The organism is Prolixibacter sp. NT017 (assembly GCF_009617875.1).
Classification (GTDB): Bacteria; Bacteroidota; Bacteroidia; order Bacteroidales; family Prolixibacteraceae; genus Prolixibacter.
The window spans coordinates 90,913-104,059 of the sequence record NZ_BLAV01000001.1 but is presented as its reverse complement, the minus strand read 5'-3'; the positions used below and the strand labels follow the sequence as shown (position 1 = coordinate 104,059).

Here is a 13,147-nt window from a genome sequence, read left to right as displayed (position 1 = left end):
ATTAAAATAGACGTAAAAATAACGAATCCTTTGCTATCTGCCTATTACGTAGCAATTAGTTTAAGAAAACTTAAAATGGCTGACTTAACTGATGAAAATTCCCTATTTTTCGCCAATACAATCAATGAAAAACCTCATGAGTAATAATCCGTTTTACTTATACACCATCATCCCGCAGTGGGGAATTTTTCTGGGAATTGGGCTGGTCATTTTTGGCTATGTAGAAAAGAAAGGAAAACTCAATTTAACCGGATGGTTCACGATGGTAGCGACAGGACTTTTCGCCCTCGGTGTGAATCTTTTTGCCGACTTGAATCCTCATCCGTTACCTGACGGGAGTATGCCGATGGATTTCCAGGTAATATCGCTCGGCTGGCAGGCCGGAATTGGAGGAGTACTGGCTCTGTTTACCATTCTTCTGCGGCAGCGAAAAAGCAAAAGATACGCTATACTTGCCATTTTGACTGTCGCCTATTCTGTTGCCATCTTCTTTCAATACAATTATTTCATCAGAAGCGGAAAGGAAAAACCGGCGGTAACCCAGGAAGCACCGATGAAAGACTCCACCAAGTAAATCATCATGATTGCCCAAACACCTGAACCGCCCTATTATGCTGTGATTTTCACTTCGGTAAGAACAGAAGGAGACGACGGCTATGCTGCCGCCGCTGAAAGAATGGTCGAGCTGGCCAGACAGCAGGACGGATTTTTGGGCGTTGAAAGTGCGCGTGAGGAATTAGGTATCACGGTATCTTATTGGCGCGATTTGGAATCAATCAAGCGATGGAAAGAAAATGCAGAACACGCAGCAGTCAGAGAAAAAGGAAGGCGCGACTGGTACCGGAGTTTTAAAACCCGGATTGCCAAAGTGGAACGCGACTACGGATTTGAAAAATAGCAACCCACAATAAAAAAAGAGGAAGGCCAAAAGCCCTCCTCTTTTCATATGATAGTAACTCAAATTTCTAAGCCAGTTTACTCAATGCATTTTTGATGCGGGAAATCGCCTCACGCAACTCAGCTTCCGAAGCTGCATATGAAACCCGCAGACAGTTCGGGTCACCGAAAGCGGCACCTGTCACCACACCAACATGCGCTTCGTTCAACAAATACATGCTCAAATCGGTCGCATCCTTAATTTCAGTATCTCCCACCTTCTTACCAAAGTAGTAAGTCACATCGGGAAATACGTAGAATGCTCCTTCCGGCTTACTGGTTTTCAGTCCCGGAATTTCCGCCATCAGCTCCATCACCATGTCGCGGCGCTTTTTAAACTCAGCAACCATTTCGTACACCTCAGCATTATCGGAATTAATGGCCGCGGCCGAAGCCATCTGAGCCACCGAGTTCGGGCCAGATGTATATTGTCCCTGCAACTTGCTACAACCTTTGGCAATCCATGTTGGAGCAGCGATGTAACCAATCCGGTAGCCGGTCATGGCATAAGCTTTCGAAACTCCGTTCACAACGATTACCTGGTCCTTGATCTCATCAAACTGAGCGATGGATTCATGCTTTCCGCCGTAAGTGATGTATTCATAAATTTCGTCGGAAATAACAATGATATTGGGGTGTTTGGCAAAAATATCGGCGAAAGCTTTCAACTCGTCACGGGTATACAATTTCCCGGTAGGATTACTCGGGCTACTAAACAGAAATGCCCGGGTTTTTGGGGTAATGGCCGCCTCGAGCTGTTCCGGGGTAATTTTAAAACCGGAGTCAACCGAAGTTTCAATCACCACGTTTTTACCTCCCGAAAGCTTAACCAGCTCAACATAAGTAACCCAGTAAGGAGCCGGTACAATTACCTCATCGCCCTCTTCAACCACCACTTGCAGCACATTGGCAAGTGAATGCTTGGCACCATTGGAAACCACAATCTGGTCGGGAGTATAATCCAGACCGTTGTCGCGTTTCAACTTATTGACGATGGCATTCCGCAGCACCGGATATCCGGGAACGGGAGAATAATGTGAAAAATTATCATCCACTGCTTTCTTGGCAGCTTCCTTGATGAACTCGGGCGTGTCGAAATCGGGTTCGCCCACTCCCAAACTAATTACGTCAATTCCCTGTTCTTTCAATTCACGGCTTTTTTGGGCCATGGCCAGGGTTTGTGAAACGGATAGACGTGCAATCCTGTCGGCAACTTTTTCCATAATAGTCTGAATCAGAAAATTTGTTCATTTACCGGCCAAACTATGTTCCGGTGAATTTTCGGTAAATTTCTTTATAATTGTTATAGTTTCCGAGGACAAAATAGAAAATTTTACTGGACCTCGACTCTTATAAATGGACAATTGACAAAAAAGTTCATCATATTTTAACAGATTAACAGTTTTTGTCACGAAAAATTTAAAATTTTCTCAAAATGGACGGCAATATCAACAGTTTTTATGAAATTCTAAAAATTACATTACCGGCCCTGGTTGTATTCCTCACTGCCTATTTTTTATTCCGCGATATGCTGGAAAATAGTCAGCGGCAAAGGGAATTTGAATTCAGGGTCGAGAACCAGGGACAAGTCACGCCGGTCAGGCTTCAGGCCTACGAACGGCTAACGCTCTTCCTGGAAAGAATTTCGCCGCAATCGCTTCTCAACCGCACCTTAGCTGCTGACACTTCGGCCGTTCAGTTTCATTACGAGTTACTCAAACAAATCAGGCAGGAATACGAGCACAATCTTTCACAACAAATCTATGTATCGGTTACGGCGTGGGAAGCGTTGAGAGGAGCCAAAGAGTCTTTGGTCATGCTGATCAATAAGGCTGCTGATGAAGTGAAAAAAGATGAGCCGGCCATCTCGCTCAGCAACAAAATTTTCCAGATGTACATGGAGCAGGATGATCAACCGGTGGCCATCGCACTAGCAGAATTGAAGAAAGAGGTTCGGATGTTCTTTTGATGGGAGATGAGAAATAACCTGCAGAAAATCTGGTCAATCGTTATTTTTTCACATTTTTTATGAGGATAATCTAAACAATTTCCCCCTACTATCGTGTTATCAACACAGAAACCACCGAACCATAAATCATGAAAACAGTAACGGTCAACCGAAAAGAACTTTTCGATACCCGGACACCTATCCTCAACACAGGAACTGCCGAAGAAATGCGGCAACGGATATTGACCTATTTTCACCAGACATTCGACATTGATGAACACCTTTTCGAGGTATTTGCTGATGAATCGGCCATGTACGAGCGGGCTGATCCACTGCGTCATCCGTTGATCTTCTATTTTGGTCACACGGCTGTATTTTTCATCAATAAGCTCATTCTTTCTAAAATTATCGACGAGCGCATCAACCCAAAATTCGAATCGATGTTTGCTGTTGGCGTCGATGAAATGTCGTGGGATGATTTGGATATGAACCATTACAACTGGCCTCCGGTTGACGAAGTTCGCGCTTACCGGAAGCAGGTTCGCAACCGCGTCGAACAAGTGATCAAAGAACTCCCACTCACGATGCCCATCGACTGGAAAAGTCCGTTTTGGGTCATCATGATGGGCATCGAGCACGCACGCATTCATCTGGAGACCTCATCGGTACTTATCCGTCAGCTTCCGCTGAAATACCTTCAACCAGTCGAAGGCTGGAACCTGTGCACCGAAAATGGTGATGCTCCGGCCAATTCACTGCTTCCGGTAGAAGGCGGAACGGTAAAAATGGGGAAAGATCGCCGGCATCCCTTGTACGGCTGGGATAACGAATACGGTCAGCACCAAGTCGAACTGAAACCGTTCAAAGCATCGAAGTTTCTCTGTTCAAACGGCGAGTTTCTCGAGTTCATAGAAGCAGGCGGCTACCGCGAAGAAAAATACTGGACCGAAGAAGGTTGGGCCTGGAAGAGTTACAAAGAAGCCGAACATCCTTTATTCTGGAGAAAAGACGGCAATGACTGGAAACTCCGGCTGGTATACAATGAAATCGACATGCCATGGTCCTGGCCGGTAGAGGTCAACTACCTTGAAGCGAAAGCCTTTTGCAACTGGAAATCGGAAGTAACCGGCCGTTCCATCCGATTGGCCACTGAAGAAGAGTGGTACCGTTTGCACGATTTGGCACAAATCCCCGACCAGCCATACTGGGACAAAGCGCCCGGCAACATCAACATGGAACGCTATCAAAGTCCCTGTCCCGTTGATGAGTTTGGATTCGGCGACTTCTACGATGTAATCGGCAACGTCTGGCAATGGACCGAAACGCCCATCACCGGTTTTGGCGGATTCAAAGTCCATCCTTTCTATGATGATTTTTCAACGCCAACGTTCGATCTAAAACACAATCTCATCAAAGGCGGCGCCTGGATTTCCACCGGGAACGAAGCCACCCGCGATGCACGATATGCCTTCCGCAGGCACTTCTATCAACATGCGGGTTTCCGTTATGTGGAATCGGAAAATCCGGTCGTCATTCAACGTGATGTCTACGAAACCGATCCGGAAGTCGTCCGTTACAGCCATGCCCAATACGGTCCGGGCTTGCATGGATTTCCGAACTACCATAAGGCCATTGCCGAAAGATGCATTAAAAAAATGCAGGGTAACACCGGACGGGCACTCGATTTGGGTTGCAAAACCGGGCGCTCGACCTGGGAATTGGCCCGCAAATTCGACGAAGTAACCGGTTTGGATTTCACGGCAAGGAATATCCGTCTGGCTATCGAACTTCAGGAAAACGGGAATATGCAGTATATCTTCCCGGAAGAAGGCGAGTTGGTTTCCTACCATCAAATCAATCTGAAGGATTTGGATATGGAAGCATTAACCGGGAAAGTTGCCTTTTACCAGGCCGATGCTTCGAACCTGAAAGACCTGTACACAGGTTACGATTTGATTTTAGTGAACGACATCCTGGACGAAATGTACAATCCAGCCAGGTTCCTGAGCCAGGTACACGACAGGCTGAATGCCGGAGGTCTGCTGGTCATTGCATCATCCTATAACTGGGACGAAGAGCGGACCGACAAAAACAACTGGCTGGGTGGCTACCGCGAAGACGGCGAACCGGTTTGGACCCGCGATGCCTTAACGCAGCTACTCTCTGAACATTTCGAACCAATCGGTGATGACGAACATCTTCAGTCGGTATTGCCTTATTCCAAACGGAAATACGAAGTGAAAGATGTGGAAGTTTCCTTCTGGACGAAACGTTAAACTTTGAATTAAATAAACGCATAGTCCCTTGTCATTCAACATGGCAAGGGATTTTTTATTTGCTTTTTCGCCATCTGACGCTTCAGGAAAATATATTTCAGTTCACTCCGTCAAATTGACGGTTCGGTCCATTTTCTCCCGTTCACTCTTCCCTTCGCCGTAATTTTGCAGCAAATCAAAATGTGAAATAGCAATGAGAACCTCAGCGAAAGGATTTCTGACGACAGGTTTATTGATGGCAATAATCCTGTTTTTCAGCGCATGCCAGGAAAAAAAGAAAGAGCAAGCAACCATGCAAACGGTAAAAATAGATACGGTAATGCAGGGCCAGCAAGTACAATCCGTTCAATATCCCGGAAAAATCAAACCGGCCACCGAAGTTAATTTGGCTTTCCGCGTTGCCGGACCGATTCTTCGTTTTCCGGTTCAGGAAGGTCAGTTTGTGAAGAAAGGTCAGCTGATTGCCCAAATCGATCCGCGCGATTACAAAATTCAGCTGGCGGCCAGCCAGGCCAAGTACGACCAGGTTAAAGCGCAGGCCGACCGGGTGAAGGAGTTGTACAAACGCAACAGTGTAACGCCGAACGACTACGACAAAGCGATTTCCGGCTTAAAACAAATCACAGCAAAACTAAATGCCGATCGCAATGCATTGAACGACACGCGGCTCGTTGCTCCTTTCGATGGGTATGTACAGAAGAAATTCTACGATAATCACGAAACAGTCGATGCCGGCTACCCGATTGTTTCCTTCCTCAACACCTCACATTTTGAAGTAGATGCAGATATTCCGGCAACCGACTATATCCGGCAGAATCAATTTGCCGGCTTCTCCTGTACGGTGGATGTATATCCCAATCAGCCCATTCCGCTGAAATTGCTGGAGATTGTCCCCAAATCGAATATGAACCAGTTGTACCAGGCCCGCTTCCGTTTGGAACCGCCCAAAGACCTTCACGTTGCGGCAGGAATGAATGTCAATATAACCATCAATTACCTGACAGGAAACCAGGATTTGGTATTCATTCCGGTAACCGCCGTGTTCGACCGGAATGGAAAATCGATGGTCTGGATTTATTCGCCGAAAACAAATCAGATCGAACCCCGCGAGGTAACCACACAGTCTGTTCGCAGCAATGGAACGATGGAGATCTCTTCCGGATTAAAAGCGGGTGAATTAATTGTCACAGCTGGCGTGCATTCGCTGAAAGAGGGACAGAAAGTAAAACCATTGGCACCGGTTAGCAAAACAAATGTAGGAGGGCTGTTATAATGAATTTGACTGAAAGCGCATTTAAAAATAAGCCACTGGTTTATTTTCTGCTTTTCGTCCTGATTGCCGGAGGGGCTTACTCATTTTTCAAGATGAGCAAGCTGGAAGACCCGGAAATCAAAGTAAAGCAGGCCCTGGTGGTAACCGTTTACCCGGGAGCATCGGCCCATGAAGTTGAACTTCAGGTAACCGATAAACTGGAGAAAGCCATTCGCTCGATGGGAGACATCAAAAGCATCGACTCCCGGTCGCTGGACAACTACTCCGAGATAAAAGTCGATCTGAAAAGCACGACAAAAGCAAATGAGCTGGAAGAAAAATGGGACATCCTTCGCCGTAAGGTACACGATGTCCAGGCTTCTTTGCCAAGTGAAGCGCAGCAATCCATCGTTGTCGACGACTTCGGCGACGTGTATGGCATGTTCTACGCCATGACTGCCGATGGCTACAGCTACGAGAAAATGTCAGACTACGCCGATCTCGTGAAACGCGAGGTACAGAATATTCCGGGTGTCAGCCGGGTACAGATTTACGGAGAACGGAATCCTTGCATCAACGTGGAATTCAAAGAAAACCGAATGGCCAACCTGGGCGTTCATCCTGCTGAGATTCTAAACACGTTGAACAGTCAGAATAAAACCGTTTATGCCGGCGAGTTCAATGCCGGTAGCAAACGTCTCCGGGTGGCGGTGAACGACACCTACAAAAGCATCGACGATATTAAAAACCTGCTGATTCAGGGGCACGAATCCGACCAAATCCGGTTGAAAGATGTGGCTACGGTGACCCGTGGGTACCAGGAACCCTACCGTCAACTAATGCGTTACGACGGACAGAAAGCGCTGGGAATCGCCTTTTCGATGGAAAAAGGCGGAAATATCATCAATCTTGGAAAAAAAATCGATGCCAAGCTGGCCGAACTGCAGCAATCGCGCATTCCGGCCGGCATCAGCTTTCACAAAGTTTTCTTCCAGCCCGATAAGGTAGAAGATGCCATCAAAGGCTTCATGGTCAACCTGCTCGAATCGGTACTGATTGTAATTGTCATCCTGATGATTACCATGGGCCTGCGAAGCGGTATCCTCATCGGTAGCGGTCTTATCATTACCATCCTGGGGTCGTTCCTGTTCCTCAACTTCTTCAACGGAACGTTGCAGCGTGTGTCTCTGGCATCGCTGATTGTTGCCATGGGAATGCTGGTCGACAATGCGATTGTGATAGTAGATGGAATCCTCGTAGACCTGCAAAACGGCGTCAAAAAGTCGAAGGCCTTGCGAAATACGGCGAAGAAAACAGCATTGCCCCTGCTGGGAGCCACACTGATTGCCATCATTGCGTTTTTACCCATCTTCCTTTCGCCCGATACCTCTGGTGAATATGTTCGCGACCTGTTCATCGTACTGGCCGTATCGTTGCTGCTGAGTTGGGTTCTCGCACTAACACATATCCCGATCATCGCTGATAAGCGGTTCAAGAAGTCGAAAATTAAAAGCAACGGCAAAGGTGCACACGAAGGCAAGATATATGACTTTTTCAGGAAGACGTTGAACTTCCTCCTGTATCACCGTGCACTGACCATTGGAGCAACTGTTGTTTTACTGCTCATCACCGGATTTTCGTATCGGTACGTCAAACAGGGATTCTTCCCCGATTTGAGCTACAATCAGCTTTACATCGAGTATCGCGCTCATGGTGGCACCCGCATCGAGCAGGTGAACAGTGACCTGAAAAGCATGGAAGAGTACCTGATGAAACAACCAGAGGTAACGCATGTAACCACCAGTCTGGGTGGAACACCAGCCCGTTATAACCTGGTGCGCTCCATCGCTCAGCCATCGCAGAATTACGGAGAGCTCATCGTCGATTTCACCAGCCCTGATGTGCTGAAAGAGAAAATGGATACGTTGCAGAAATATCTGACAGCCCATTATCCGCAGGCATACGTCCGTATGAAGCGGTACAACCTGATGTACAAGGAATTTCCGATCGAGGCGCTGTTCACCGGTCCGGACCCGGCTGTATTGAAAAAGCTGGCGAAGAAGGCGGAAGACATCATGAAAGCAGAACCAACGGCTACACTGGTAACCAATAATTGGGAGCCGGAGACACCATACCTGAAGGTGGACTATTACCAGCCGCTGGCCCGTCAGGCAGGTTTGTCCCGAAGCGATGTCAGTCTGGCACTGCTGGCTGCAACCGATGGTTTGCCGGTTGGAAAGTATCACGAAGGAACGCACACGCTTCCCATCTACCTGAAAAGCACCAACGCTGAAGGAAAACCGGTTCAGAAACTGGACAATATTCCGGTATGGAGTCTGACTCCTACGACCGGGAATATCAGTCCGCAGGAGCTACGAGGCTTGTTGACCGGTCAGACGACGAAAGCCGACCTGCTGGAGAAAGCACTGGGTAGCAAGCCGCTCAATCAGGCGACCAAAGGCATTTCGCCACAATGGGAAGAACCGGTTGTCCGGAGACACAACGGTGAGCGGGCTATCAAGGCACAATGCAATAACGTCCCCGGGCATTCGCCGGAAGAGGTGCGCCAGAATATCAAAAACAAAATCGAAGCTATCAAACTGCCCGAAGGTTACCATCTGGAATGGCAGGGCGAATATGAAGCCAGCAGCGAATCGCAGAAGTATCTGTTCATGCATTTGCCCATGGCAATTATCCTGATGATTGGTATCCTGATTGCCCTGTTCAGGGATTTCAAAAAACCAGCTATCATCCTGCTCAGTCTGCCGTTGGCTACCATTGGGATTGTTTCTGGTATGCTCCTTTCGGGAAAAGAGTTCGGCTTTGTCGCCATCGTCGGTGCACTGGGATTAATTGGTATGATGATTAAAAACGGAGTGGTGCTCATTGAGGAGATAGGCCTGCAAATCGAATCGGGGAAAGACCGCTACCAGGCGATCATCGATTCATCGGCTTCCAGGCTTCGTCCGGTAATGATGGCCTCCTTAACCACCATTCTGGGTATGATTCCGCTGCTACCTGATGATATGTTCGGCTCGCTGGCGGTCACCATCATGGCCGGCTTGCTGGTCGGAACGCTCATCACACTGATTTTTATACCGGTGCTTTATTCACTTTTCTTTCACATCCATCATCCTAAACGGGAAGCATCTAAAAAGTAATCAACCATGATACAACGAATTCATATATTCATTCTCATATTCCTTGCATCTGCAACGGTTGCTCATGCCCAGCTATCCCTCAACCGGGACAAATGCCGCGAGATGGCGCTGGAGTATAGCAAACAGATTAGCAAGGCCAACACACAGAAAGAGAAAGCCACGTATGACAAGAAGGCTTACCGGGCCAATTATTTCCCGAAATTATCGGCTACCGGAACGTTTCTCTATACGCCAAAGACCATCGATTACACGATCGATGGAGGCTACCTGCCGACCTACAAGCCGGATGCCAGCGGGCAGTTACAGCCCAACGTAATGGTCAATCCGTCCACAGGGCAACCGGTCATCGGTTCCGATGGAAATCCGGTATTTAACATGTATGCCTTCATGCCCGACGTCAACCTGGAAATCGGGCTCAAAGGTGTGGCATTGGCCGGAGTGAAACTCGAACAACCCATTTACATGGGCGGAAAAATCCGCAAGGCCAACGAAATGGCCGGAGTGGCAGAAGAGATAGCCAACGCCAATATCCGGTTGCAGCAATCAAACGTCATCTACGAAAGTGACCAGGCTTACTGGACTTACCTTACGCTGAAAGATAAAGTGAAGGCAGCCAAAGAGTACAAAAAGATGCTCGACGAACTGGTCAATATTTTGCAAAACAGTTACGATACCGGCATGAGTTCGCGCAACGACTTGCTGAAAGCAGAAGTAAAACGAAACGAAGCGGTATTGATGGTTCAGAAAGCGGAGAACGGGCGAGAACTGGCGCGCATGAATCTGTGTCGCATCATCGGGTTACCGCTGAATACATCAGTGACAGCAGCCGACAGTCTGACCATTGGGGTTATTCCCTCGACCAACCCGGAAGATGAGAATCCACAAAACCGCCCCGACTGGCAAATCGTGAAGAAGCAGGTCGAACTGAAACAGCAACAAGTCGGACTGACACGTGCTGATTTTCTTCCACAGCTGGGAGCATCGGCCGGCTACAATTACCTGGAAGGGCCTAAGATAAACGGTTCAACCTATTCCGGCACCGCTTTCACGGCCATGGCTTCGCTCAAGATCCCTATTTTCAACTGGGGTGAAGGACGCAATAAAATCAAAGCGGCAGAGGCAGAACAAGAAATGCAAAAAACCGATCTGCAGGACGTCACTGAAAAGATGACACTCCAGATTGCCAAAGCCCGGTTCAGCCTGAAAGATGCTTTGACACGGCTAAACCTCACCGAAAAAGCTTTGGAACAGGCCAAAGAGAACCTGAAGGAGAGTAAGGATAATTACGAAGTGGGCATGGAAACACTGGCCAATTACCTGGAAGGTCAGGCGCAGTGGGAAAAGGCCTTAAGCGATAACATCGATGCCAAATCGAATGTAAAACTGAGTGTTACACAGTACCTGAAGACCATTGGTAAACTGGTCCCTGTAAATGATACAGCCAAAAAGTAAGAATAGATTTTTGTAACCTGAGATGAGAAATTGATAGACTGGAGGGAATCGTATCCATTAATGTTAGTGATGTAAAGAATTATGCTATATTTCGGGATAGGAGATAAAAAGGAAGGCATCATGTCGAACAAATTTCGCTTCACACTAATCCGTCTGGGCATCGTGTCCCTGCTGGCCCTCCTTACCCTTCAGTTTGTCAATTTCATTTTAACCCCCACGCAAAACCCGCTTAACGACTCGTACCCATACATCCTGGCTATCATTGGGTTCAACTTATTGAGTGAAGGCAACATCCAGATCAACCGATATCTGGACAAGAAAACGCCCTGGTTCTTCCGGGTGATGCCCCGGGTGCTGAAACAGGTTTCGCTAAGCTTATTGTGGACGGCCATAGTTGGTTTTGCGTTGTTTAGGGCCATCCCGAATAACACTTGCAATCCCGAAGTGCACTTCCGCGGGATTATTCTGACCTATGTTTTCGGAGCCATTTTCGTACTCATTTTCAACAGTATCTTATTCCTACGGAGTTTTTTCTCCAACTGGCGGAATTCGTTGATCGAGAACGAAAAGCTAAAGCAGGAAAAACTGAAATCGGAATACCGGGTCCTTCAAAACCAGATGAACCCACACTTCCTGTTTAACAGCCTGAGTGTCCTGATTTCAGAGATTCACTATAACCCGGATAAAGCGCAGGAATTTGCCCGAAAAATGGCCGATGTATACCGATATGTCCTGCAACGCCGCGACGACGAAACGGTTTCACTGGAAAAGGAACTTCAGTTTACCGAAAAATTCATTTTCCTGCATAAAATAAGGTTGGGAGAAGCTATTTCACTGGACAATCAGGTGGAACCGGAACTGTTAAAATTGCGTATTCCTCCATTGACTTTACAGATTCTGGTGGAAAACGCCATCAAACATAACCGGGCGACGGAAAAAGAGCCGCTGCACATTTGGCTGAAAACAGATGCTGAAACGATGACGCTGGAAGTCCGTAACAACCGACAGGAAAAAACAACGACATTCAGCTCGGGTACCGGCCTGAATAACTTGTCGGACCGTTACCGACTGTTATCCGGAAAAACCATAAAAATCACGGAAACGGAAACAGAATTCACTGTTCAAATCCCGCTTCTCGATTAAATTTGCAAGGTCATGAATGTGTTGATTATTGAAGATGAATTACCCACGCAGCGGATGATGACTGATTTGATCAGCAACATCCGGCCCGACTGGCATATTGTTGCCTGTTTGGACAGCGTGCGCGATTCTGTCGATTGGCTCAAAACACATCCCAATCCCGATCTTATTTTTTCCGACATTCAACTTTCCGACGGTATCTGTTTCGAGATATTCGATGCTGTTCAGCCACAGTCCTTCGTCATTTTCGTCACCTCTTACGACGAATACGCCATTCAGGCGTTCCGGGTCAACAGCGTTGACTACCTGCTGAAACCCATTGAGCCGGCCATGCTCGGAAAGAGCATCGAGAAACTGGATGCCATGCAAAAACAGGTAAAAGCAACCGAGCTACTGGGCTCCGACTACAAAGAACTGGCGGAAGCACTACTCAGCGGACAGAAGAAATACCGTACCCGGATGGCAATTCCCACTGCCGACGGATTTGTAAAAATTAATGTGAACGACATTGCCTTTTTCTACAGCTCGCAAAAAACTACGACGGCCACCACTTTTCAGGAAGTTAATCATGTGGTCGACCATCCGCTGGACAAACTGGAAAAGCAACTCGACCCCGAGCAATTTTTCCGGGCCAACCGGCAGTTCATCATCAACATCGATGCGGTGAGCCGGGTGAACAACTGGTTTAACGGCAAACTCGTCGTGAAGACCAAACCTGAGTCGGAAGAGAAAATCATTGTCAGCCGCGAGCGTGCCCGCTTCTTCCGGAATTGGCTGGATAGATAAAATCGTGATTGAACCTTTGAGACAGAAGATTCCACCTCAGAGGTAGGATGTTGCACCCCGGAACAGGAAAAGTCTACCTTAAACATAGAAAAGCCTACCCCAAAGGTAGGAAGTTGGACCCCTAAGGGTAGAAGATTCTATCTCAGGGGTAGGATGTCGTACCCCGGAACAGGAAAAGTCTACCTTAAACATAGAA

The 13,147-nt window shown here is 47.5% G+C and carries 10 protein-coding genes; 9 read left to right on the top strand and 1 reads right to left on the bottom strand.

Translation table 11 applies throughout. The features are described 5' to 3' along the window. Positions 1-91: 91 nt before the first annotated feature. Both GJU87_RS00360 and GJU87_RS00355 read left to right on the top strand, forming a co-directional pair. Positions 92-574 (top strand): hypothetical protein, encoded by a 483-nt coding sequence (locus tag GJU87_RS00360; protein ID WP_153637700.1) that lies wholly within the window; start codon positions 92-94, stop codon positions 572-574. Between the two features lie 6 nt (positions 575-580). After that, complete coding sequence (locus tag GJU87_RS00355; protein ID WP_228491787.1) at positions 581-898, top strand: antibiotic biosynthesis monooxygenase; 318 nt, start codon at positions 581-583, stop codon at positions 896-898. 67 nt (positions 899-965) lie between these two features. Here the strand turns inward: GJU87_RS00355 and GJU87_RS00350 are convergent, their stop codons facing one another. Beyond that, positions 966-2,159 (bottom strand): pyridoxal phosphate-dependent aminotransferase, encoded by a 1,194-nt coding sequence (locus GJU87_RS00350; RefSeq protein WP_153637698.1) that lies wholly within the window; start codon positions 2,157-2,159, stop codon positions 966-968. Positions 2,160-2,371: 212 nt separating this feature from the next. Here GJU87_RS00350 and GJU87_RS00345 point away from each other — a divergent pair, with 212 nt between their 5' ends. The 7 genes from GJU87_RS00345 (at position 2,372) to GJU87_RS00315 (ending at position 12,951) form a co-directional block, all read left to right on the top strand. After that, the gene (locus GJU87_RS00345) at positions 2,372-2,905 is read left to right on the top strand and encodes a hypothetical protein (protein WP_153637697.1); all 534 of its coding nucleotides are present in this window, start codon (positions 2,372-2,374) and stop codon (positions 2,903-2,905) included. A 128-nt stretch (positions 2,906-3,033) separates the two neighbouring features. Beyond that, positions 3,034-5,160: a 5-histidylcysteine sulfoxide synthase gene (ovoA, locus tag GJU87_RS00340; RefSeq protein ID WP_153637696.1), complete on the top strand. Its 2,127-nt coding sequence runs from the start codon at positions 3,034-3,036 to the stop codon at positions 5,158-5,160. Between the two features lie 193 nt (positions 5,161-5,353). Next, complete coding sequence (locus tag GJU87_RS00335; RefSeq protein ID WP_153637695.1) at positions 5,354-6,433, top strand: efflux RND transporter periplasmic adaptor subunit; 1,080 nt, start codon at positions 5,354-5,356, stop codon at positions 6,431-6,433. Further along, positions 6,433-9,573 (top strand): efflux RND transporter permease subunit, encoded by a 3,141-nt coding sequence (locus GJU87_RS00330; protein WP_153637694.1) that lies wholly within the window; start codon positions 6,433-6,435, stop codon positions 9,571-9,573. Before GJU87_RS00335 ends, GJU87_RS00330 begins: the two co-directional genes overlap by 1 nt. A gap of 6 nt (positions 9,574-9,579) precedes the next feature. Then, on the top strand, positions 9,580-11,025 hold the full coding sequence (locus GJU87_RS00325) for a TolC family protein (RefSeq protein WP_153637693.1): 1,446 nt from the start codon (positions 9,580-9,582) through the stop codon (positions 11,023-11,025). A gap of 120 nt (positions 11,026-11,145) precedes the next feature. Continuing rightward, complete coding sequence (locus GJU87_RS00320; RefSeq protein ID WP_194831401.1) at positions 11,146-12,168, top strand: sensor histidine kinase; 1,023 nt, start codon at positions 11,146-11,148, stop codon at positions 12,166-12,168. Positions 12,169-12,180: 12 nt separating this feature from the next. Beyond that, positions 12,181-12,951, top strand: coding sequence for a LytTR family DNA-binding domain-containing protein (locus GJU87_RS00315; protein WP_153637691.1), 771 nt, complete (start codon positions 12,181-12,183; stop codon positions 12,949-12,951). Positions 12,952-13,147: the final 196 nt, after the last annotated feature.

Excerpts from the sequence above, each read along its gene's own strand:
- GJU87_RS00360 (WP_153637700.1), top strand. The coding sequence starts at position 92 with ATGAAAATTCCCTATTTTTCGCCAATACAATCAATGAAAAACCTCATG.
- GJU87_RS00355 (WP_228491787.1), top strand. The coding sequence starts at position 581 with ATGATTGCCCAAACACCTGAACCGCCCTATTATGCTGTGATTTTCACT.
- GJU87_RS00350 (WP_153637698.1), bottom strand. The coding sequence starts at position 2,159 with ATGGAAAAAGTTGCCGACAGGATTGCACGTCTATCCGTTTCACAAACC.
- GJU87_RS00345 (WP_153637697.1), top strand. The coding sequence starts at position 2,372 with ATGGACGGCAATATCAACAGTTTTTATGAAATTCTAAAAATTACATTA.
- ovoA (WP_153637696.1), top strand. The coding sequence starts at position 3,034 with ATGAAAACAGTAACGGTCAACCGAAAAGAACTTTTCGATACCCGGACA.
- GJU87_RS00335 (WP_153637695.1), top strand. The coding sequence starts at position 5,354 with ATGAGAACCTCAGCGAAAGGATTTCTGACGACAGGTTTATTGATGGCA.
- GJU87_RS00330 (WP_153637694.1), top strand. The coding sequence starts at position 6,433 with ATGAATTTGACTGAAAGCGCATTTAAAAATAAGCCACTGGTTTATTTT.
- GJU87_RS00325 (WP_153637693.1), top strand. The coding sequence starts at position 9,580 with ATGATACAACGAATTCATATATTCATTCTCATATTCCTTGCATCTGCA.
- GJU87_RS00320 (WP_194831401.1), top strand. The coding sequence starts at position 11,146 with ATGTCGAACAAATTTCGCTTCACACTAATCCGTCTGGGCATCGTGTCC.
- GJU87_RS00315 (WP_153637691.1), top strand. The coding sequence starts at position 12,181 with ATGAATGTGTTGATTATTGAAGATGAATTACCCACGCAGCGGATGATG.